We start from the raw sequence: 22,729 nt of genomic DNA, 5'->3' as shown, positions 1-22,729 counted from the left end.
TGGTCATTTTTGTTATATATCATTTTTTGAAAAATCGAAATACTCCGATAACAATCCCAAGTATTCGCAAATCTTTGTATATCAAAATCGGGTCCATCGAATCATTCTCAGGCTGCAGCCTGTAATACCCGTCTTCTTTATAAAAGGTTTTTACGGTTGCTGAATCGTCCACCATAGCGACCACTTTTTCACCGTCAGCAGCGATATCCCGTTGTTCTACCAATACATAATCACCGTCAAATATTCCGGCATTTATCATGCTGTCACCCTTTACTGTAAGCATGAAAGTGACTGTGTTGGGAAGATGTGAAACCGGAACCGGAAGATACTCAGTAATGTTTTCAACGGCCAGCAGAGGCTGTCCGGCTGCTACAGTACCAAGAACAGGTACCTGAGTCAATTCTGCTTCCGGTGTTGGCTCTCCGGTTTCATACTGAGAGACACGTCTGCGGTTAAAATCTTCATCCATGATCTCAATTGCTCTTGGAATCGAGGGATCCCTGCGGATATATCCTTTCTTCTCCATGGATTCAAGATGGGCGTGTACGGATGATGTCGATTTCAGATTGACTGCTTTTCCTATCTCTCGGACGGAAGGCGGAAATCCTCGTTTAATAATTGTCTCTTTTAGATAGTCCAGTATTTCCTCTTGTTTATCACTGATTTTCTCAATTTCCATTCTTGTTATCCTCCAAAAAATCTGACTCGTAAACTTTTAGATTACACATCTATCAAGATACTTAAATATTTTTAAAATATATAGAATCAGTATAACAGATGACAGGCCCTAAGGCAAACGTATTTTCGGAATATCTGTTCGGCTTATGGCGGATATGACAGAAAATTTGAGTATTTCTTGATTTAGAGGTGTGAATGAAATATAATATGATAAGATTGTGAGAACTCGAAGAGCGTAACAATCTGTGTATCATCAGTGTCAAAAGATTATCGAATCAGGAGGAATTATGTTATGCAATATAAAGAAATACCCATTCAACTTCAGGGTTCACAAGACTATGCAAGACTGTGCCTTTATCTTTTGGATGTCTCAGGGGAATACCAGCTAGGAATGAAACGTCCTATGGTCATCATCTGTCCCGGCGGCGGTTATGAGAGGACAAGTGATCGTGAGGCTGAACCTGTCGCCGCTCAGTTTCTTGCAATGGGGTATCATGCTGCGGTACTGCGATATTCCACCGCTCCCTCAACGTTTCCCACCTCATTGCTGGAATTGTCATTTTCCGTCCAATACATAAAGAAACATGCACAAGCATGGAGTATTGATACAAATCATGTATTTGTCATGGGCTTTTCAGCAGGCGGACATCTGGCTGCTTCTTATGGTGCTTTCTGGAATAAAGACTTTATATCAAATGCTATTCATACAGAAACAGATCATTTGAAAATAAACGGATTGATTCTATGCTATCCGGTAATCACCTCCGATCCTGCTTATTTGCATGAGGGAAGTTTTATGAAACTTCTGGGATCGAACTATCCCGAAAAGAAAGATGAGGTTTCCATAGAACGTCTTGTGACAAAAGACTTCCCAAAGACCTTTCTGTGGCATACATACACAGATCAGGCGGTTCCTGTGGAGAATTCCCTTTTGCTTGCCATGGCTCTTCGCAAGGCAAATGTCGGCCTTGAACTACATATCTATCCCGAAGGGAGACATGGTCTGTCGCTTGCAGATGAGACAACTTCCTCATGCGAACGAAAAGACGAGCTGAATATATCGGTTCAAACATGGATTTCTCTACTAAAAACATGGATTAGGGAAAACAGCAGATAAAAATCTTTGTATATTTTTGACATTGACATATTTTCTAATAAATAGTAAAATATTCTTAATTTTTATCAATATTTGATTGATAATGGCGCTTACCATGCTTTTTTCTATAGGGTAGCGCTTTTATCTTATTTATGCCAATGTAAGGAGGAGTTTATTTGATAAGATTAGAAGATGTACACAAGAGTTATGGAGATAATGAAGTACTAAAGGGTATTAACCTTCATGTAAAGGAAGGTGAGAAAGTTGTTATCATCGGTCCTTCGGGTTCAGGAAAAAGTACTCTGGTACGCCTGATGAACTGTCTGGAAGAACCCACATCCGGGAGAGTCTTTATTCATACCCATGAACTGACCAAAAAAAATCGTGCATTTATCAACAAGATGCATAGCGCCATGGTATTTCAGCAGTTTAACCTATATCCCAATATGACAGTTTTGGACAATCTGATTCTTGGTCCGACCAAATTGAAAAAAGTGCCAAAAGATGAGGCAATTGAGACGGCCATGGTCTATCTGAAAAAAGTCGGCCTGCAGGATAAGGCTGGTGCATATCCGCAGAACCTCTCCGGAGGGCAGCAGCAGAGAATTGCCATTGCCCGTGCGCTGACTATGAAAAACCGCGTAATCCTGTTTGATGAGCCGACCTCAGCGCTTGATCCTGAGATGGTTCAGGAGGTTTTAGATGTAATCATAAATCTGTCACATGAAAAGAATTTCACCATGGTAATCGTAACTCACGAGATGGGATTCGCCAAACAAGTAGCCGATCGCGTTCTATTCGTAGACGGTGGTATCATTCTAGAAGAAGGAACCCCGCAACATTTCTTTGAAAATCCTCAAAATGAAAGAACGAAGGAATTTTTAAGCAAGATTATACGATAATACCGGCAATATAAAGGAGTAGAAGATATGAGAAAGAAAAAAGTACAAATCTCCCTGTTGCTGGCGTTCGTATCATTTACAGCTGCGCTGGCTGGGTGTGGAAACTCGCCGGATGATATCCTAAATAAAAAAGAGGTCAAGGTCGGCGTTAAAAATGATATACCAAATTTTGGCCTGATGAATATCGATACGCGAGAATTTGAAGGATTTGAGATTGATGTCGCAAAGGAAGTCTGCAAAAAAGTATTCGGCGATGATGTAAAAGTCGAATTTGAAGCTGTAACTGCCAAAACCAGAGGTCCTCTGCTGGAAACAGGAGAGTTGGATATGGATGCCGCCACTTTCACAATCACAGATGAGCGAAAAGAAACCTATAATTTTTCCCAGCCATATTACACAGACCATGTAAAACTGATGGTGAAAAAGTCCTCGGGCATCGATGATTTCATGGGGTTAGACGGGAAGACAATTGGCGTATCACAGTCAGCTACAACTGAAGAATCGTTGAAAGAGGCAGCTAAAGAGGCCGGAATCACTCTGAATTTCAGTGAGTTTTCCAGTTATCCAGAAATCAAGGCAGCATTAGATTCAGGCCGCGTCGACTGTTTTTCTGTTGACGGCTCCATCTTAAGCGGATATTTGAATGATTCACTGAAACTTCTTCCAGATGAGTTCTCACCTCAGGAATATGGAATTGCTATGGCTAAGAGAAACACGAAACTGGCCAAAGAAGTTGACAACGTTATTTCTGATATGAAGGAAAATGGTGAACTGGACAAATTAATGGAGAAATGGGGGTTGAATCAATGAGCGCTTTTTCAGTTGATAAATGGGAAAAACTGTTTGATAATATAGGACCTTTTTTCCAGGGATTTGGAGTCACTTTATATATTGTCTTGTTTGCACTTTTGATGTCTCTGGCTTTGGGCGTTGTCTTTGGAGTCATGTCTGCAAGCCATAACAAGATTTTAAGAGGGATCTCAAGGGTATATGTGGAATTCTTTCAGAATACGCCACTGTTAGTTCAGGTATTCTTTTTATACAATGCGCTGCCCTATATGAATATCAATCTCTCAGTTAAGCTAATTGGTATTCTGGGCGTAGGAGTCTACCATGGTGCTTATATGTCCGAGGTTGTTCGAACAGGCATCGAAGCAGTTCCAAAAGGTCAGGAAGAGGCTGCTATCTCCCAGGGATTTGGATACACACAAATTATGAAAAGTATTATTCTTCCACAGGCACTTAAAATTATGTTGCCTCCGCTTACGAATATTGCTGCAAATCTGATTAAAAACACCTCGATTTTGGCAATTATAGCCGGCGGTGATCTGATGTATCAGGCAGATTCTTTTGCATCGAGTACGCTGGCCTATGGACCGGCTTATCTGGTAGTGGGCATTATGTATTTCATTATTTGCTTTCCCCTTGCCAGACTTTCCGGATATCTGGAGAAAAAATTCGGGGAAAAACCGAAACCAAAGGATTATACCGAACTGCTAAAATCGTATAAAGTGGGAGAGGAGGAGTCGAAATGAATGAATTTATGGCAGCATTGGAAAGTGTATTCACAAAGAGCAATCTGATTTATATGTTTCGCGGGCTTGGTGTGACACTTTATGTGGCATTGATATCCGTTCTTCTGAGTATGGTTTTTGGAACGATTCTGGCTCTGTTTCGATCCTACGGCAATAAATTTTTAAAAGGATTTTCAATTGTATATATTGAGCTTTTCCGCAATACACCGAATCTATTATGGGTACTGGCAATTCGTTTTATGGTTCGTATGCCGAAGCCGTTTGATGCACCTATGTATTCCGGTATCTTGTCGTTTACACTGTTTACCAGTGCAGTTATGGCTGAGATCGTAAGAGGAGGGCTTAATTCTGTTCCAAAGGGGCAGTTTGAAGCGGCTTTTTCACAGGGATTTAATTTTCCTAAGACCATTGTGCATATTATCTTACCACAATGTTTTAAGGCCATTGTACCGTCAATGTTATCACAGGTAATCACAGTAATTAAAGATACATCGTTTCTGGCACAGGTTGCAATCGAAGAGTTCTTTAACAACAGCAAATGGGTGATGTCGGCACAGATTGACAGCACCATAAATCAGACAATGCGAGTATTTATAATCTTTGGATTTATATCCGTTGTATATTTCGTTATCAACTTTTCTTTATCCTGTATTGTACGCAGCAGAAAAAAGAGACAGACTGCCTGAACTATATATATAAGAGGCTCATTATTTTGAGACCTCTTTTTATATTTGCTTTATATATTTGGTTGACAGAACACAGGAAACGAGGTACAATAAAGGCGTCTCCAACTATTCGGAAAACACAGGTTTTTCGAATAGTTGGGTATTAAGATCATCGATACTCTTAATTATTCCTCTAAAAACACTATATACCGGCATTTTCGCCAGGAAGGAATTCTATGGATAAACGCACTACTTATCATGAACAGACCGATGTCGACAACACATTAAAACTTCGTGAGGTTCTTCGAACTCTTCCGGATTTTGTCAATGATTTTTTTCGTGCTGTGAGCACAACAACATCTACAAGCACAAGAATCAAATATGCCTATGACATCCGTATATTCTTTCAGTTTCTATTACATGATAATCCCGTCTACAGCAAGTACTCAATGTCCGATTTTACCCTTTCGGACCTTGAAAATGTGACTGCTCTTGATCTTGAAGAATATATTGAATATTTAAAGGCCTACAAGGCTTTCGGCGATGACGATTACATAACTAACGGTGAACGAGGTCTGAAACGCAAAATATCTGCGCTTCGAACCTTCTACGGGTACTATTACAGACATGAAATGATACAAAATAATCCAACGCTTCTGATTGACATGCCTAAACTTCACGAAAAAGAAATCATACGTTTGGATGAAGATGAAGTTGCAAGGCTTCTGGATTATGTCGAATCCTGCGGTGATTCCATGACACCTCATCAGCGTGCATATTATGATAAGACAAAATCTCGTGATCTCGCAATCATCACTCTCATGCTGGGAACAGGTATTCGAGTTTCAGAATGCGTAGGACTTGACATTGAAGATCTTGACTTTAAAAATAATGCCTTGAAACTTATCCGAAAAGGCGGTAACGAGATGTTTGTCTACTTCGGAGACGAGGTAGAAAAAGCATTAAAAGATTACCTGTTGGATCGAAAAAAAACATCTCCTGTAATCGGACATGAACACGCACTCTTCTATTCCTCGCAGAGAAAACGAATTAACGTGAAAACAGTAGAGAATCTTGTAAAAAAATACGCAAGGCATATTACAACGACAAAAAAGATTACCCCACATAAGCTCCGCAGTACCTATGGAACTAATCTTTACAAAGAGACCGGTGACATTTACCTTGTCGCAGATGTTCTGGGGCATAAGGACGTCAACACAACGAAAAAGCATTATGCAGCCATGGATGACACTACAAGAAGGAAGGCTGCTCGAGCTGTTAAACTGCGTGAAGACTAATATTTGCCGGAGTCAAAACTTTTATTGACTCCGGCAATACGATTGCTGCTTTACCTTGCAATGTCATAGATGCTGCGGATTCTTATCTTGCTTGCTTTTCCGGAAAGTATTTTTACCTGTTTCTCTCCTGCTTCCATGTCAAAATAGTTATCAGACAGCACCCAGTCTTCGTTTTCATTTAACAGTTCTACGTTTCCTGCATATGCCTGAGATCTGACTGTAATGGTATCGCCATCGACGGATACTTCCAGTTGTGGATTCGTATACTCATAAAATTTCGGCATAGAGAACAGAACACTTCCCTCAGAAATAACCTCTTCGTCTTGGATACAGGAATAGGTCACATGATCCTGGCGAATTCTTGCATGTGGAAGATTGACTTTATCCAGCCAGACACTGGAAAGTGCCGGTACCGTTACTTTCTCTTCGTGTTCTTCTCCTATGACCGCAGATTGACTATCTCTGAGACTCCATCTAACCGCCACGGTTTGCTCCCTTGTCGTCTCATTTGCTATATTTAGATGAATACTCTTTTCCATGTCATATGCTCTCGCATTGGGATTCGGATCCTGCGTAAGCATTCCCTCTTCACAGCAGGAAATCATAACTGGGGCGAAAAAACGCTTTTCAAAATACTGCAGTGCCTTCCATCTTCCAAAGTAATCAATGGATGACCAGGATGCAACGGGCCAACAGTCATTAATTTGCCAGATGATTGCACCCATGCATTCTCCCCTGTTTCTTCTCCAGTGTTCAACAGCATAGCGCATCGCCTGACCTTGCATCAGCTGAGAAGCATAGATGAGTGAAGAAAAATCCTTCGGGTATAAGAAATACTGTGACATATACATCATCATCTTAGAATACCCATTCAGGCTCTTCTGATGCCGCTCCATAACATAAGAAAACACATTGCGATCATCTGGCAGGGTAAAGCTTTCAATCGTTTTTTCAGACGGCATGGACTCGAATCCAAATTCTGATGCATAGCGGAAATTATGTTTTCTGTAATCGGGAAACGGACGGTACCCATGCCATACCATCCAGTAGTGGGCATCTCCTCTTGTCTCATCCTGAGTATTATCAAAATCACCGCCGGATGACGGACTGGAAGGCCAGTAAAAAGTATCTGGATCTTCCCTGCGTATAATCTTCGGAATGATATAACTAAAGATACGGGTATAGTCCCCCCTCAGCCGCGGACTCGAAGCGAATCCACTTTCTACCATTTCCTCCATCTCATTATTTCCACACCACAGTGCAAGACAGGCATGGTGGCGTATTCTCCTCACATTTTCCACGATCTCGTGAGATATATTGTCCTCAAACTCATCTGTCAGAAGATACGTGGAACAGGCAAACATCAGGTCCTGCCAGACAAGCAGTCCGAGTTCATCGCAGATATCATAGAACCAGTCATCCGGATAATACGCTCCTCCCCAGACACGGATCGTATTATAATTTGCCAGAACACACTGCTTTAACAAATCTTTTGTCTTCTCTTCTGTAATTCTGGGAAGTAGGCAATCCTCAGGAATATAGTCGGCTCCCATAGCGAAGATTGCCATACCATTTACCTCGTGAGCAAAGCTCTCACCCCATTGATCTTTATCTTTTCGAATTCTCATTGTGCGAAGACCAATTTTTTTCTCCCAGACATCACAGATCTCTCCATTTGCGCAAGCCTCTACACGGATGTTATATAGGTTTGGATCCCCGTACCCCCTCGGCCACCAGAGCAGTGGCTCTGTTATCTTGACCTCCATCGGTGAATCTTCAAAGTTCAGGCATTTACCATCCGGTGTATCAATTACCACACGGTAACTCCATTCTGCTGCCTTCTCTGATTCGACATTGACCTGAAAGTTCAACATAACATTCCCGCTATGATGCTGCTGTCTCACATGCACATCTTCTATGCGAAGGTTATCAATCCCCAACAGGAATACCTTTCTAAAAATTCCCATATCCGGAAGCCTTGGACCCCAATCCCATCCGGACATACAGCTGGACTTGCGAAGATAAGGAAAACCATCCAGTGTGTCTGTATTACAGGGAATCTCTCCATGCTCTCTGATCTGCTCCTGCATATAGCGCACCGGAGAGTGAAATAGGACAGACAGATGATTCGTACCTTCAGTAAGCAATTCTTTGACCTGGAATTCCCAGGTTCTGTGCATATTATATGTACTGCCAAGTAATGATCCATTCAGATAGATATCAGCTAATGTATCAATTCCCTCAAATCTGAGAACTATTCGATTTGATTTTCGTATGGTTTCATCAGGTATAAAATCCAGCGTATAACTATAATCTTCCTCGGACAGATGAAATGCCTCGCTTTCATTATCCCTGTAAAATGGATCCTCGATTTCTCCATGTTCCAGCAAATCATAATACATAGAAAAAGGCACACTTGTTTTCAATTTTTTGTCTTGACAAATCAGCGCCCAGCCCTCTCTCAGTTCTTGTTTTTGCATATGTTTAATTCCTCCTCACACAAGTTTTACTATCTTACTCCAAAGAAGAGTATCCCCATCTTTGACCTGAAGCTGTACTCTTCCCTTTTCCGGACCGTAACTCATTCGTTCATTCCAGACAGAAAATGCCTCATAACCAAGTCTGATCTTTACACAGATGGTCTCACCCGGGCTAAGAAGTCTCTTCTCAAATCCTTTAAGCTCCCTCTTTCTTGGAATCACACTGCCTTCCTGATGGCTTAAAAACACCATGGGAACGCCAAACGCCAAATGGTCTGATAAATTCTCAATTTTCATTGTTATTACCAGTGGTTCCTCCTTTAAACAGACAGCATGGATCTCCTCAGTGCTTATAGAAAACTCAGAGTAATTCAGCTTGTCATACCCAAGGCCATAACCGAACGGATACAAAGGTCCTTTCTGATCCACATAGTGCATGGCCTGATAAGAGTTTCGATGGTTATAGTAGACGGGGAGTTCTCCCACACTTTTGGGCAGGGATACCGGAAGTCTCCCGGAAGGCCTTGCATCGCCAAAAATCAGTTCAGCAATCGCTCTTCCCCCTTTTGGTCCAGGATAAAATGCATAGAGAAGGGCATCTGTCTTTTCTGCCGTCTTACTGATATCATAAGGTCTTCCGGCTATTACCACTGTCACCGTCTTATTTGCTGCCTGATAACATTCTGCTGCCATCTGCTGCTGATCTTTTGGAAGTTCAATTGAAGAAAGATCCACTCCTTCTCCACAATCCATTCTGATATCACTGCCATCCGTTATCGCAGCACCATTGTTGTCAAATTTCGCTTTGCCAAATCGGCTGGAGGAACCTCCCAGTACCAGAACTGTGACATCTGCATCAAAAGCCAGATCTCTGATTTTTCCTGCATCTACGTTTCCATGTTGATCATAACCACTACTCACACCTATCTGTAAGTTTTTATTCTGTTCTGCGTAAGCAATCATTCCATCCGAAACTGTAATGCCATGTTTTAACGGAGGCGAATAATCTCCAATCTGACTATATAGATCAAATGCATTCGGCCCGATCACGGCGATTTTTATTTTCTCTGTCTGATCAATGGGAAGCAGCCGACCTTCATTTTTTAACAAAATAACAGATTGCCTTGCAAGCTCGAGATTCTCCTCCGCCCCGGAAAAGTCGAATATTTTTGACGACTCACCAAGCAGCGGATGGTCGAACAGTCCTCGTCGAAACTTCAGGTTTAAAACTCGAAGAACCGCTTCGTCCAATCTTTCTTCAGTAATCTTGGATCCCACTCCATCCTCCAGGTACGTAAAGCCTTCATCCCATAAAGAGACATCTACTCCTGCATTTAACGCCTGAATACCAGCAGCTTTCGTATTTCCTGTCAGATCCTTCAGCCTGTCCACAGCCAGACCATCGGCCATGACGATACCCTGAAACTTCATCTCATCTCGCAATATAGAATTTAGCAGCCATGCATTCGCATGGCAGGGAATCCCATCAATTTCATTATATGCAGCCATGATGCCGGAAACACCTGCCTTCACACAATAATCTGCTGCGGGAAGATGAATTTCCCGAAGTTCCCGCTCTCCGATTCTCGCTGCACTTGCATTGATTCCTCCTGTGGTCTCGCCCTGAGCGGCAAAATGTTTGGCAACGACATCGACGCCTTCTTCCATAACACCTTTTACCACCGCCTGGCTCATCACAGAAGCAAGATATGGATCTTCACCAAAACACTCTTCACTTCTGCCCCATCTCGGATCTCTTAAGATATCCAGCATGGAAATCAATGCAAGGTCCACGCCTAACTCCCTCATCTGTCTTCCGCAGATTCTATAAGTCTGATACACCAGTTTCCTTGAAAAGGAAGCTCCCATTGCCAAATTCACAGGCAGAAGATAGCCTTCTAAAGCCTGATGACCATGCGGACACTCACTGGTAACCAGCATAGGAATTCCGAGTCTTGAATGATCCATAACATAAGCCTGTAGAAGATTATAGGCCTTTACCGCCACTGCTCCAGAAAGTCCTGTTCTTTCATCTCTGCCCGACCACGGATCGGCTCGATACAAACCATATAGAAATCCCAAACCGTTCCATTTTTTTACCTCTTCTTTAAACTCATCCAAGATCTCGATGGAATTATTTTCACGACTATATGCCTGAAACCCATAGAGCCTTTGGTTAAGCTGTCCGACCTTTTCAGTTATTGTCATTCGTCCCAGCAGATCCTCCGCCCGGACTTTTGCGGACAAAGTACTGTCTTTGTATTTCATCATATGAACCTGCCCCCATAAATAATCTTACTCACAGAATATAATTTTATAAGTTTTAATTTCAAAGGGCTTAATGGCAAAGCCAAAGCTGTTCTCATCATGCTCTACCGGCTGATCCATGACCTCCTCAATCAAATTACATTCAAATATATTTTTAATCTTTTTATCCATTCCAAAGCTCAGCTTTGCATTTGTTTTCGTATTCTCATACTCATAAAACCTTAAAATCAAACCATCGCCGTCTTCCGATGCCTTCACCGTCTCTGACATGACATTTTTCTGATCTATGGAGAAAAGGCTTTCACATTTCCCCGGAGTACCTGCATGTACCGATAAGGCCGGATAATTCAACTTATAGCTTTCACGAACTGTATCGCAGTCTCTTAAATTTCCAGTATGCGGATACAGTGCGTATGTGAAAAAATGTTCCTCCTGATCGGATACGGGATTCGGTTCTATACCGGATTTAATCAGTGTCAGTGACATGTCAGAATTTTTTACGGAATGGCCATACTTACAGTCATTGATCAGGCTGACTCCATAATGTCCCTCTGATAAATCCATCCATTTTTGTCCACAGGACTCAAACCGTGCCATATCCCAGCTGGTATTTGTGTGAACTTTTCGTGTCAGATTTCCAAACTGTATATCGAAGGAGGCCTCATCCGTATGGATGTCTACCGGAAAATGAACTTTGAGCAGATGCTGATGTTCTTTCCAGTCCACATAAGTTTCAAAGTCAATTCTGGGAGAATTTGCATAAAAATATATCTTTTGGCGTATCAGTGAATTGCTGATTTCCCGTTCTAATTCCAATACCCTGCAGACCGGGCCTTCCTGGCTCCATGTCATTTTCTTAAGATTTACTACATCCCAGCTCTTCTCCGTATAATAAATATCAATATCCCAGTCATCGTAATACATCGGTTTATCTTCATACATACGAAAAAGATTACCCTTCTTTCCTTTCTGCAGAATTTCCCTGTTATTTTTCTTATCATACAGTGATGTAAAAAGACCGTTATCGTCGAGTTCAATGTGATAATAAGGCGTGTCGAGGATATGCTCTCTGCGAGTAAAAATCTCTGTATTCTCGAGTATTCCATTTACCATTTCAAATGTTTTATACCCTTTCGAAGGAAGTCCTCTGACATATGCTGCGGAACAGGTATTCAGCTGCTGAATGGGGAAGACAGATCCATCCGTATCCTGCAATGCTCCGCTGCACTCCTTCGGAAGATATACGATGTCATCCCTCTCAAATCCAAGCGTGTTAAAGACAGTTACTGCCGTACCTTTCCCTGCAATGGCATCCAAACGCTCTGTAATCAGCTGATTCGCCTCTTCCTCAATCTGCTGATATTCTTTCTTAGTAACCTCATACACCTCGTGAATCGCAGATCCTGGCAGAATATCATGAAACTGATTTAAAAGAATGGTCTTCCACATGCGCTCCAGTTCCTCCCTAGGATATTCCAGACCTTTTTGGACCGCAAGAGCCGACAGCAGTTCCAGATTCATCATCAGAATTTCGCTTTTCCTGTTTCCACGCTTGTTTCTTGCCATAGATGTATAGGTTCCCCGGTGATATTCAAAGTAAAGTTCACCTTCCCATACTGGAAGTCTGCGGTTATTTTCTACACGTTCTTCCAACTCTTTAAAATAGGTACCCGCGAACTTCTGCCGTACCTTAGGAATACCTTTGATTCCTTTTTCCATTCGAATTGAAGTTTCCAGCATCTCTCTAGTAGGACCTCCCCCGCCGTCTCCATATCCGTACGACACAAGGATATCGTTGTTGATCTCCTTATTCTGATAACGCTGCCAGCCACCCATAATGGCATCCGGATGAAGCATCCCGTTATAAGTGGTAAAAAAGTCGTCATTACTTTGTCCGACGCCAAGTGTAGTGACAAGATGTGTTAAAACTTCCGAACCATCAATTCCTTTCCACAGAAATGTGTCATAGGGCATCTTATCTACCTGATTCCATGCCAGCTTTGTTGTCATAAAATACTTGATACCACTCTTTTTCATGATCTGAGGCAGGGCACCAGAATAGCCGAACACATCCGGAAGCCACAAGATTTCATTATCCACACCAAATTCCTCTTTGAAAAACTTCTTTCCATAGAGGAACTGACGTACCAAAGATTCACCAGACGTCAGGTTCGTATCGGCTTCCAGCCACATCCCCCCTTCCGGCTCCCAGCGCCCTTCCCTCACCTTTTCCTTTACTTTTTCATAAAGATCCGGATAGCGCTCTTTTAAGAAGACATAAAGCTGCGGCTGACTGGACATGAACTTGTAATCTGGATACTCGTCCATCAATTTGAGGACTGTGGAAAAGCTTCTGGCAACCTTTTCTCTTGTCTGTTCAACCGTCCACCACCAGGCTACATCTATATGTGTATGTCCAATACAGGTAGCTATCACTTCGTCATAACCGCCCATGTCTTCATAGAGGGCCTTTTCCAAATAATTGTCGGCCTTTGTTACACTCTCATAAAAACTGTCATTGTAAGGAGTTCGAAGATCGATCATATTTACAGCTTCATTAAGGACCGTCTGGATGTCAAATCTTACTTTATCATCCGGATCCATACGTGATAATGCCTGCAGCGGGACGAGAAGATCATAATATAATTTTTCAATTTTCAGATCTACTTGCTGCATTTCCATGATCAAATCGAATTCAGAATGAAGTGTTCCGGTATATCCCTGCAAATCTAGATTCCAGATATCTCCGGCATTGGCATGCGCGTCAAGTTGTACAATTCTGTGATTCATATCCAGGCCCTGTAAAGCCTTGTCATTTACGAAGAGTAAAAACTGTGGATTTTTACCATCATCCCATTCTTCAATCTGGGTTTTCACATGAAGACGTAGTGTCTTTTGACTCAGACCCTCTGGGACCTTATATACGGTACGAAACCAGTAATGCGCATCGGGTCCATACCATCTTGTCACTCCCTGGGAAAAAGGTCTCCACGGCTGTTCATCAGTTTCTGCTTCACCAGGATAAAAAAAACGTCCCTTTTTATATTGAATGTTCTCAACAGGTGACGTAGATACAACGCAAAGTTTCTTTAATTCATTGCATATCACTTGTATTCTCTTATCGATAAACCACATATGTATGCCTCCTGAAAATTCATTTTCCGTTTTATTATTATTAAGGTAACATTATTGCAAGCTGATTACAAGCTGTTCTTTTCAACTATCTAGTTTTTTACGAAGCCATCCGGTTAGTGTATGTGTTTCATCACAGCCATACTCCCAATACATGATCCCATATAAGTTCTTACTTCTCACATAATCCGCCTTGCAGGCCAATGACTCTTTATCATCATAACTGATAAATGTTTCTCCATTATACAGATAAGGAGCCATGGCCTCTTCATCCCAATATTTTATATAACCATTTTTATTGATATAATCATTGACAAGGGTATGATATGGTGGACCATAGTTTCCCACTGTCTGTGCCATCTGATTAAAACCATGATCGATATCCGGTACTTCTTTCCATTCTCTGGAATAGAAAGCCGCACCAAGCACGAGTTTCTCTATTGGAACCCCCGCCTGAACAAAGCACTGGACTGCCCGGTCAGCACTGGATGGGAACAGATCGACTTGATTCGAATACAGACCAGCATGGTGACCGGTCAAAATTGTGAACCCTCCTTTTAGATCATAGGTCATCAGCTGTACATAATCCAAATACTGCTGCACCTGATCCATCTGTGTGCACAAGGTGAAGTACTCATCTCCGCCTGCCGCAATCGACAAAAAATATGACCGGTCTTTCTTTTGATCGAGCACAAGTCTGAACTCTTTCATCAGAAGAGTAAAATTCTCTTTGTCTCTGCTGTCACCGTCAATTCCTCCTACTCGTATGCAAGGATATTCCCAGTCGATATCAATACCATCCAGAGAATAATTTTGTACAATGTTCACCGCGGATCTAACCAGCTTTTCTCTGCCATTTTGTGTCATGGAAGCATCTGAAAAACCGGATGCACCCCATCCCCCTACTGACAGAAGAATTTTAAGATTTGGATTTTCCAGCCTGATCTGCGATAAGAACCGTTTGCACTCCGGATGTTCCCACCTCACTTCTCCGTCCTGAATTACACCGAATGCAATATTTATTACGTCCAGGTTTTTGATGTCAGACACTGTGACTTCCTGTAAATCTTTTGTTCCAACATATCCAATTAATTTTCTCATCTCTTTTCTTCGGCCCACTTTCTTATTAATACAATGATTAAATTTTCATTTCGTAAACTCTTGCAATTGGTGTTTCAAAATCTGTCGGAAGATTATGAATCATAATTCCACCGTTTTTCTTTTCAAATACAGCCTTTTCACCTGAGCCCATAATTGTTACATCTTCAACCTTTCCATCATAAGGGATCCATATAGATTCTGGTAAAGGTTCCTTCTCGTCTGGAAACATCTCCAGGGCATAAATGGTATCCCGTTTCTTTGTAAATGCAATGTTTCCTCTTTTATATGGCGCACATGCTCTGGTCTCATAGATCGCATTCCCATATGTTCGAAGCCACTCTCCCATTCCTTTTAACGTGTTCTGTGCGCCTTTTGGCAATCTTCCATCGGGCTGAGGGCCGACATTGATCGCAAGATTACCGCCTTTTGCCACGATGTCTACAAGGAGATTTATAACTTCTCTTGGGGATTTATATTCATCTTCATATGCAAAGGAGAAAGAGGTCCCCAAAGTGATGCAGCTCTCCCACGGAACACCAGGTGGTTCATCAGGCACGCATTGTTCTGGTGTAATATAGTTTTCATAAGATCCGCCAACGGTCCTGTCTGCGCAGAGCATTCCCGGCTGCCACTTTCTGATTTCATCTATAATTTTTCCAAGCTGGATATCTTGTCCGGATTGTTTGCATACCCACCCAGCGTCAAACCACATAATATCAATCTGACCATAAGAACTCGCTAATTCTTTGATCTGATTTTCTGTAAATCTTACAAAGTTTGCCCATTCCTCCGGATGCTCTGCCGGCACATAAGAGGGCCCCCTCCACATATAGTCTCCTCTCGGATATCCTTTTGCCCAGTAATTATCAACATGCCAGTCAGCTTTTGAAAAGTAGGCTGCTATTCCAATTCCCTTCTTTCGAAATGCTTCAAATAAATGTCCACAGATATCCGCATATTTTCCGGTATGATATGGACAATCTTCTGCAGTTATCTTATAATCGGAATATTTCGTGTCCCACATACAGAATCCATCATGATGTTTTGTGGTAAAAATCAAATAACGCATGCCTGCGTCAGCGGCAATGTCTGCCCATTGTTCCGGATCAAATCGGATCGGATTAAAGGTTTTATTCAGATCACGATATTGTTTTTTGAACTCCTCACCACTGACCTCCCAATCTATCCCTGTTCTGGACCATTCGGCATCTGCATCAGAAAGTGCCCAGGATTCCACTATTCCAAGCTGGGAATAAGGTCCCCAGTGCATCATAAGAGCAAGTTTTTGATCCTGAAACCATTCCAGCTTCTTCATAACTTTCTCATCCGCAGGCCAGACATACTCTTCAGCTGCACTGTAATTATGCACTCCCTGTTCCACTACTTCTTCTTTCTTCATATTTTATAGTCTCCCTTTATTGAATTGATTGTACTTATACATAACCTTTTCAGATAAAGAAAAGCATATTACGTTATGTTGTAATATGCTTTTCCAATTATCACCCGAATAAAAGTCCTATATTTTCCAGTTATCTTATTCGGCAATTCCGTCAAGTTCTCTCATCTTCACCCAATCCTCAAGACCGAGAGATTTCAAACCTTCCACATAAGTATCCCATGATGCATCGTCGTCGACATCCTGCTCACCCATAACAAACATAGCTTGCTGCTGGTTGAAATAATCGGTCAAAGCAGTACTGATATCTGAAAACCGATCAATATCCTCAAGCGGTATCCAATTGTCTGTGATGATATCTTTTGTCAAATCTGGTTCATACTGCTCTTCTAGTGCTTTTTTCTCATCGTAAGCAGGGTTCTCCTCTTTAAATTCGAAATCTGCCGGGAGATATTTGGGAAGTTCCTGAATCCATAGATTTCCCCAACTCAATCTTTCCTGTTCATCAGCAGGAAATGTTGTGATGTCCTTGATCACATAGTCTTCACCTTCCTTGATTACATTCACTCCGACAGGCCCCTTGTTACATCCAATCCCATTTTCAAGTTCGAATGCATTATCAAACCAACGGCATATAATTTCAGGGTTTTTTGCATTATCTGTGATTACAGCCTGTGCTCTGAAAGTGCTGAAACCATCCGTATCACGCAGCCAGATACCTTCTTTGTCAGTATTTAAGACTGGAAGTGCAGAAAACTCGCTTTTTTGTGTTGGGTCATCCATTACAATACCAGAGAATTCATTACTTCCGTATGCAATGGATGAACCATAAAGATCCTTATTTCCCTTCCCTTCCCAAGTAGCACTGTCTTGTGTGAAAAGTTCTGTATCAATCAATCCTTCCTTGAACAGCTTATGGAACCAGCTCAAAAACTCTCTGTACTCTTTACTGGCACCCCCATAGACTACTTTGCCGTCTTTTACTGCGACTCCATATTTGTTCATTGGCATGCCAAAATATCCGGCCATTGCTTCAATATGTTTATTATTGGGATCAGCGGAAAATGGAATTTCATCATTCGGATCCCCATTTCCATTTGCATCCTGATCTTTAAACGCTTTTAGGACATCCTCGAATTCATCGGTGGTCTTTGGCATCTCTTTATTCACATTTTTCAGCCATCGCTCGTTGATCCATGGACTATAGGCAACTGTAGTGTCGCCTGTCACATATGGGATGCCATAGATATGTCCGTCCGGAGCCGTCATCTGTTCCCTTACACCTGGCAAATCCAGAATCCTCTCAATATTCGGACAATAATTTTTAAAAATATCTTCCAGAGGAATAAATACTCCCTGCTGAACACCGTAAGTCAGAATCATACTGTCACTTAAGGTCCATCCCCCAAGAACATCTGCATAATCACCGGAATTCAAATCAAGATTCAGTCTTTCTGTCGCCGTCTCAAAGGGAAAACGTCTCAGATCTACATCCACATTCGTCTGTTCTTTAAACTCATTAAGCATATAAAACTCATCAGACTCATTGGAATTATCCACAAAAATCGAGAACTTATAATCACCTGGATTATCTACCAGAGGGAGCCCTTCCTTGTTCATCAGCCCATTGACTTTTCCATTCTCATCTACTGTATCTTCTGACACTGTCGATGATTCCTTATTGTTTTTTTTGCCCTTTCCTTCTTTTGAATCATTACCTCCACATCCTGTTAAAGCCGTTGCACATGTGAGTGCCACAAGTAATAATGATATTGCTTTTCTTTTCATATATCTCTACCTCCTTTTTATTCAACTACGCTATGCGTATTTGTTTTTCTGGACGCGCTTACCCTTTCACCGACCCGATCATAACACCTTTAACAAAGTACTTCTGTATAAACGGGTAAATCACAAGTACCGGAATGCTGCTGATGATTATCAACGAATATTTCATAACATCAATCAACTGCTGCTTCTCGCGAAGTGCCAGTCTTGCCGCCGCAGTCGTTGCTGTCTGTGACAGTGCGGTCTGATTTGTAATTAGAATGTTGCGAAGTACCAACTGTAATGGATATTTCGCCTTGTCTGAAATATATACTAATCCTGAGAAATACTCGTTCCAGTGTCCCACACCGTAATATAAAACCAGAATTGCAACAATTGCCTTTGAAAGGGGCAATGCTATCTGGAAGAAAAAACGCCCCTGCGTACATCCGTCCAATTCGGCTGCCTCATACAATTCCTCAGATATATTCGATTGAAAAAAAGTTCTTGCCACAATCATATTGTAGACACTCATGCTTCCCGGAAGTATCAGCGCCCACATCGTATTTAGCATATTTAAGCCTTTAATCACCAGATAAGTTGGAATCAATCCCCCGCTGAAGAACATTGTCACCATATAAAAGACCGTGATTGGCTTTTTTCCACTGAATGAGCTTCTGGACAATGCATAGGCTGTCGGAAGTGTGACAACCAGATTCACAAGGACACCAAAGACGGTGTAAACAATAGAATTGGCAAATCCTCGCATAACTTCATTGTTTTTGAATACTTCAGCATAGCCTTTTAATGTAAATCCTACTGGTCTCCAGAGTACTTCACCGCCTGATACAGCCGCCGGACTACTGATTGAAGAGATAATAACCCAATACAGAGGGTAAGCTGTAATAACAAGGATCAATGTCAGCAAGATAAAAGTGATACTGTCAAAAATAACATCTTCTTTACAGCGTTTGATTTTTTTCTTTCCTGTCGTCTTTGCAGCACTTTTTGTATTCATGCTATTCCCTCCTACCATAAACTGTTTCCGGACATCTTATCTGCAGTTTTATTGACAATAATCAGTATAATAAGGTTAATCACAGTATTAAAAAGTCCAATAGCGGTCGAGTAAGAGATATCATTATTAATCAGACCAACCTTATACACATAGGTAGATATGATTTCTGAAACAGAAAGATTCAAGTTGTTCTGAAGAAGAAATGCCTTCTCAAATCCTACCGATAAAATGCTTCCGGAATTCATGATCAAAAGAATCGTTGCCGTCGGCAAGATGGATGGAAGATCTATGTATCTGATCAACTGGAACTTTGTCGCACCGTCACAGCGAGCAGCCTCATGTAATTCTGGACTGATACCAGACAAAGCCGCAAAATAAATAACTGAATTCCATCCCGTATTCTGCCAGACACCCGTCCAGACATAGATGTGTCTCCAGTATTCTTTCTTTGCCATCAGGTTTGTGGATTCTATTCCGAAATGATTCAATACATTCCCAATAACCCCAACTGATGGAGACAAGAAGAGAATAATCATACCGCACATGACAACGACTGATATGAAATTCGGAGCATACGTAATTGTCTGTATTACCTTTCGGTATTTCTTATGTCGAAAAGAATTCAACAACAAAGCTAAGATAATTGGAATTGGAAATGAAACAATCAAACTGTAAAGGCTCAGTACCAATGTATTCTTTATTGTTGATACAAAATAGGGCGAATCAAAGAAACGTTTGAAGTAATACATCCCTACCCAGGGGCTGCCCCATATACCTGCCTTACCGTTATACCTTCGAAACGCCAACTGCACTCCATACATAGGTACATAGCTGAAGATAAATGTCAGTATTATACCCGGAATACAAAACAGGTAAAGAGACATGTCCCTCTTTAAAACACGTTTTACCCGTCCTTTCCTTTTTCCGTTTACCGAACTCATAACACCACCCTTTCTCACTATCATGTCAACCTATATGTTTACCTATTTAACATATGTTAACAATGATTAGCTTTTCTGGCTAATATTCATATTGTCATGTTCATTTATGAATATTTTACCATGTTCTTGATGTAGAAATATTAACATATGTTAAAATATATGTCAACAGAATTTATTTATCTTTTTTATTGTTATGTTTTTATCCAATATTTTTCTAAATTAGTTTAATCAAGTTAACATTACGTTCATTATGTTAAATGTCATTGAAACCCAAGTCATATAATGATATACTATAAAATAATGGGATGTGTTATTTGCTTTCATACAATAGCTTAATGAAAACTCAATAGTAGATAAAGAAAGCACGATAAAGTGCAGATAGGGGTAGATAGGTGTAGAAATGAAAAAAGTAAAATTACAAGATATTGCAGATTCTCTGGGCGTCTCGCGAACTACTGTCTGGAAGGTGTTCAGCGATAAAGAAGGTGTTTCTGATGAATTAAAAGATAAAATCATATCCAGGGCATTAGAGATGGACTATTCACTCCCAGAAGGAATAGACCGTCCGGATAAATCAAAAAAAGAATCTTCAGATGCACCTCTCAATATTGCGCTTGCTGTATCGCGTCCTGAATCATCTATCTTCTGGATGCGGATTATACACCAGATTGCAAAAGAATTTTCCAAGCAGAATATAAATCTGGTTTATACTTACTTGCCATCCAAGATTAACGAAAATTATATCCTGCCCGCCTCCCTCTCAAACGGAAATACACAGGGTATGATCATCATGAATGTTTATAATGTAAAACTCTTGAAACTGCTTTCCACATGTGACATTCCAAAGGTCTTTTTCGATACTGCAGTCTCTGTTCCGACTTCTGAGTTAAACGGAGATGTCATTCTAATGGAAAATTATAATAGTGTTTTTAAACTTACAAAGCATTTGATTGATAAAGGAATAAAGACATTCGGATTTATCGGAGATATAAACTACGCAAAGTCAAATCACGAGAGATATGAAGGATTTTTAGGAGCTCTGGATGACCATAATCTTGCTCTTGATCATACTCTTACTCTTACTGGATCTATTGGTGAAGACACATATAAAGAGGAAATTGAGTTATTTCTCGATACCCTCTCCTCTATACCTCAGGCATTTGTCTGTGCCAGTGACTATGTGGCATGCCTCTTAATTTCATCATTACGCAAACGAAACATTCGTGTTCCACATGATATACTTGTCACTGGTTTCGATGACAATATAGAAAGCCCAATTGCCGAGAACATTACCACTGTTCATGTCTACAATCAGAATATTGGTATGCGCCTTGCAATGCAAATCTTATACCGGATCAAATATCCGAATATGCCTTACGAATTATCTTATATCGAAACTAAAGTCATATACCGCAATTCCAGCGATGACTAAACAAATTTCATACATGCAGTCCTCCCGCCTGAAAAAAGCGCTGTCATATTTTATGACAACGCTTTTTCTTATTACCATGATTTGATCTCGTTAATTAATATATCCTCGTAATCGCCCTCAATCTCTTCTGTGCGTCCTGCATGGAACACATTAGTCTCCACACCGCAAGGTGTAGTTTCATCTGCATATTCCCAGATGTGATAGGGAAGACCACGGTGAAGAAAATCTACACTGCCGCATCCATCTTCCTCTGAATAGGTATACGAGATATTTTTTCCCTTTAGCATTTTTTGAATCTTTGATAAACGTTTCATTATGGACAGTCCTTTAATATTTTGTCGCATCATAGATCATCTGTTTATCTATATCCGATTTCTCTTTCCATTCAACAACTTTTTTTATAGTATCAACACAACCTTGGATCCCAAGTATTCCACTGTCCAAGGTAAGGTGATAGCTGTCCGCATCGCCCCATCTCTTGCTGGTATAGTAGTTATAGTAACTTGCACGCTTTTTGTCTGTCTTTTGAATTCTTTCCTTTGCTTTGGCATCTGTCAGATCGTATTTTGCTGCAATTCTGCGAATTCGTGTCTGCATATCCGCATGGATATAGATACTCAACAGATTTGGATTCTCAGCCAGTGCGTAGTCTGAGCAGCGCCCGATCATCACACAGGCTCCCTCATCGGCAATCTTACGGATTGCATTGAACTGTGCAAGGAAAACTTTTTGATTCAGAGGCATATCTGACAAGGGACTAGCTCCAAGTCCAAAAGAATAAGTATCCATAACCAATGAGTAGAGAAAACTGCTAGTTGGCTTTTCGTCCTGATTTTCAAATAATTCTTTGCCAATTCCACTTTCCTTTGCCGCTCTGTCCAGTAGTTCCTTATCATAATATCCAATACCATATTCATCAGAAAGTATTTTTCCTATCTGATGACCACCGCTTCCATATTGTCGTCCAATTGTTATAATAGTTCTCAAACTGCATCTCTCCCTTCTTAAAGAAAACCAGTTTAT

18 protein-coding genes are annotated in these 22,729 nt (G+C 41.0%); 7 read left to right on the top strand and 11 right to left on the bottom strand.

Annotated elements, in window-relative coordinates:
- Positions 1-19: 19 nt before the first annotated feature.
- On the bottom strand, positions 20-679 hold the full coding sequence (gene lexA / locus INP51_RS07345) for a transcriptional repressor LexA (RefSeq protein ID WP_230406912.1): 660 nt from the start codon (positions 677-679) through the stop codon (positions 20-22).
- A 291-nt stretch (positions 680-970) separates the two neighbouring features.
- Between lexA and INP51_RS07340 the strand changes: the two genes are divergently transcribed.
- From INP51_RS07340 to INP51_RS07315, 6 genes are all read left to right on the top strand, one after another.
- The gene (locus tag INP51_RS07340) at positions 971-1,795 is read left to right on the top strand and encodes an alpha/beta hydrolase (protein ID WP_193737039.1); all 825 of its coding nucleotides are present in this window, start codon (positions 971-973) and stop codon (positions 1,793-1,795) included.
- Between the two features lie 155 nt (positions 1,796-1,950).
- Positions 1,951-2,676 carry an amino acid ABC transporter ATP-binding protein gene (locus INP51_RS07335; RefSeq protein WP_193737038.1) on the top strand — a complete coding sequence of 242 codons (726 nt, stop codon included), beginning with the start codon at positions 1,951-1,953 and terminating at the stop codon, positions 2,674-2,676.
- Between the two features lie 27 nt (positions 2,677-2,703).
- Complete coding sequence (locus INP51_RS07330; protein ID WP_193737037.1) at positions 2,704-3,486, top strand: transporter substrate-binding domain-containing protein; 783 nt, start codon at positions 2,704-2,706, stop codon at positions 3,484-3,486.
- A complete protein-coding gene (locus INP51_RS07325) occupies positions 3,483-4,211 on the top strand; it encodes an amino acid ABC transporter permease (RefSeq protein ID WP_193737036.1) in 729 nt (242 codons plus the stop codon). Before INP51_RS07330 ends, INP51_RS07325 begins: the two co-directional genes overlap by 4 nt.
- Positions 4,208-4,897: an amino acid ABC transporter permease gene (locus INP51_RS07320; RefSeq protein ID WP_331463527.1), complete on the top strand. Its 690-nt coding sequence runs from the start codon at positions 4,208-4,210 to the stop codon at positions 4,895-4,897. The genes INP51_RS07325 and INP51_RS07320 overlap by 4 nt, the downstream gene beginning before the upstream one ends.
- 215 nt (positions 4,898-5,112) lie before the next feature.
- Entirely contained in the window at positions 5,113-6,174 is a 1,062-nt protein-coding gene (locus INP51_RS07315; protein WP_193737035.1) for a tyrosine-type recombinase/integrase, read from the top strand.
- 50 nt (positions 6,175-6,224) lie between these two features.
- On the opposite strand, the gene INP51_RS07310 is transcribed toward INP51_RS07315, so the two are convergent.
- From INP51_RS07310 to INP51_RS07275, 8 genes are all read right to left on the bottom strand, one after another.
- Positions 6,225-8,654, bottom strand: coding sequence for a beta-mannosidase (locus INP51_RS07310; protein ID WP_193737034.1), 2,430 nt, complete (start codon positions 8,652-8,654; stop codon positions 6,225-6,227).
- Between the two features lie 15 nt (positions 8,655-8,669).
- Entirely contained in the window at positions 8,670-10,925 is a 2,256-nt protein-coding gene (locus INP51_RS07305; RefSeq protein ID WP_230406911.1) for a glycoside hydrolase family 3 N-terminal domain-containing protein, read from the bottom strand.
- A gap of 24 nt (positions 10,926-10,949) precedes the next feature.
- Positions 10,950-14,057: an alpha-mannosidase gene (locus tag INP51_RS07300; RefSeq protein WP_193737033.1), complete on the bottom strand. Its 3,108-nt coding sequence runs from the start codon at positions 14,055-14,057 to the stop codon at positions 10,950-10,952.
- 81 nt (positions 14,058-14,138) lie between these two features.
- Complete coding sequence (locus INP51_RS07295; RefSeq protein ID WP_193737032.1) at positions 14,139-15,155, bottom strand: glycoside hydrolase family 18 protein; 1,017 nt, start codon at positions 15,153-15,155, stop codon at positions 14,139-14,141.
- 37 nt (positions 15,156-15,192) lie between these two features.
- Positions 15,193-16,554, bottom strand: coding sequence for an alpha-L-fucosidase (locus INP51_RS07290; protein WP_193737031.1), 1,362 nt, complete (start codon positions 16,552-16,554; stop codon positions 15,193-15,195).
- Positions 16,555-16,689: 135 nt separating this feature from the next.
- The gene (locus tag INP51_RS07285; RefSeq protein WP_193737030.1) at positions 16,690-18,339 is read right to left on the bottom strand and encodes an extracellular solute-binding protein; all 1,650 of its coding nucleotides are present in this window, start codon (positions 18,337-18,339) and stop codon (positions 16,690-16,692) included.
- Positions 18,340-18,397: 58 nt separating this feature from the next.
- Positions 18,398-19,333 carry a carbohydrate ABC transporter permease gene (locus INP51_RS07280; RefSeq protein WP_193737029.1) on the bottom strand — a complete coding sequence of 312 codons (936 nt, stop codon included), beginning with the start codon at positions 19,331-19,333 and terminating at the stop codon, positions 18,398-18,400.
- Positions 19,334-19,344: 11 nt separating this feature from the next.
- Positions 19,345-20,274, bottom strand: coding sequence for an ABC transporter permease (locus INP51_RS07275; RefSeq protein ID WP_193737028.1), 930 nt, complete (start codon positions 20,272-20,274; stop codon positions 19,345-19,347).
- A gap of 400 nt (positions 20,275-20,674) precedes the next feature.
- Between INP51_RS07275 and INP51_RS07270 the strand changes: the two genes are divergently transcribed.
- Positions 20,675-21,706, top strand: a complete 1,032-nt coding sequence (locus tag INP51_RS07270) for a LacI family DNA-binding transcriptional regulator (protein ID WP_193737027.1) — start codon at positions 20,675-20,677, stop codon at positions 21,704-21,706.
- Positions 21,707-21,777: 71 nt separating this feature from the next.
- On the opposite strand, the gene INP51_RS07265 is transcribed toward INP51_RS07270, so the two are convergent.
- On the bottom strand, positions 21,778-22,020 hold the full coding sequence (locus tag INP51_RS07265) for a kinase (protein WP_230406910.1): 243 nt from the start codon (positions 22,018-22,020) through the stop codon (positions 21,778-21,780).
- 13 nt (positions 22,021-22,033) lie between these two features.
- Positions 22,034-22,693, bottom strand: coding sequence for a cytidylate kinase-like family protein (locus tag INP51_RS07260; RefSeq protein ID WP_193737025.1), 660 nt, complete (start codon positions 22,691-22,693; stop codon positions 22,034-22,036).
- Between the last annotated feature and the right edge of the window lie 36 nt (positions 22,694-22,729).

The organism is Blautia liquoris (assembly GCF_015159595.1).
Classification (GTDB): domain Bacteria; phylum Bacillota; class Clostridia; order Lachnospirales; family Lachnospiraceae; genus Novisyntrophococcus; species Novisyntrophococcus liquoris.
Note: the sequence above shows the minus strand (reverse complement) of the source record. Positions and strands in the feature narration are given on the sequence as shown.

Excerpts from the sequence above, each read along its gene's own strand:
- INP51_RS07305 (WP_230406911.1), bottom strand. The coding sequence starts at position 10,925 with ATGATGAAATACAAAGACAGTACTTTGTCCGCAAAAGTCCGGGCGGAG.
- INP51_RS07330 (WP_193737037.1), top strand. The coding sequence starts at position 2,704 with ATGAGAAAGAAAAAAGTACAAATCTCCCTGTTGCTGGCGTTCGTATCA.
- INP51_RS07285 (WP_193737030.1), bottom strand. The coding sequence starts at position 18,339 with ATGAAAAGAAAAGCAATATCATTATTACTTGTGGCACTCACATGTGCA.
- INP51_RS07315 (WP_193737035.1), top strand. The coding sequence starts at position 5,113 with ATGGATAAACGCACTACTTATCATGAACAGACCGATGTCGACAACACA.
- INP51_RS07325 (WP_193737036.1), top strand. The coding sequence starts at position 3,483 with ATGAGCGCTTTTTCAGTTGATAAATGGGAAAAACTGTTTGATAATATA.
- INP51_RS07265 (WP_230406910.1), bottom strand. The coding sequence starts at position 22,020 with ATGAAACGTTTATCAAAGATTCAAAAAATGCTAAAGGGAAAAAATATC.
- INP51_RS07290 (WP_193737031.1), bottom strand. The coding sequence starts at position 16,554 with ATGAAGAAAGAAGAAGTAGTGGAACAGGGAGTGCATAATTACAGTGCA.
- INP51_RS07320 (WP_331463527.1), top strand. The coding sequence starts at position 4,208 with ATGAATGAATTTATGGCAGCATTGGAAAGTGTATTCACAAAGAGCAAT.
- INP51_RS07340 (WP_193737039.1), top strand. The coding sequence starts at position 971 with ATGCAATATAAAGAAATACCCATTCAACTTCAGGGTTCACAAGACTAT.
- INP51_RS07270 (WP_193737027.1), top strand. The coding sequence starts at position 20,675 with ATGAAAAAAGTAAAATTACAAGATATTGCAGATTCTCTGGGCGTCTCG.
- lexA (WP_230406912.1), bottom strand. The coding sequence starts at position 679 with ATGGAAATTGAGAAAATCAGTGATAAACAAGAGGAAATACTGGACTAT.
- INP51_RS07310 (WP_193737034.1), bottom strand. The coding sequence starts at position 8,654 with ATGCAAAAACAAGAACTGAGAGAGGGCTGGGCGCTGATTTGTCAAGAC.
- INP51_RS07275 (WP_193737028.1), bottom strand. The coding sequence starts at position 20,274 with ATGAGTTCGGTAAACGGAAAAAGGAAAGGACGGGTAAAACGTGTTTTA.
- INP51_RS07295 (WP_193737032.1), bottom strand. The coding sequence starts at position 15,155 with ATGAGAAAATTAATTGGATATGTTGGAACAAAAGATTTACAGGAAGTC.
- INP51_RS07300 (WP_193737033.1), bottom strand. The coding sequence starts at position 14,057 with ATGTGGTTTATCGATAAGAGAATACAAGTGATATGCAATGAATTAAAG.
- INP51_RS07280 (WP_193737029.1), bottom strand. The coding sequence starts at position 19,333 with ATGAATACAAAAAGTGCTGCAAAGACGACAGGAAAGAAAAAAATCAAA.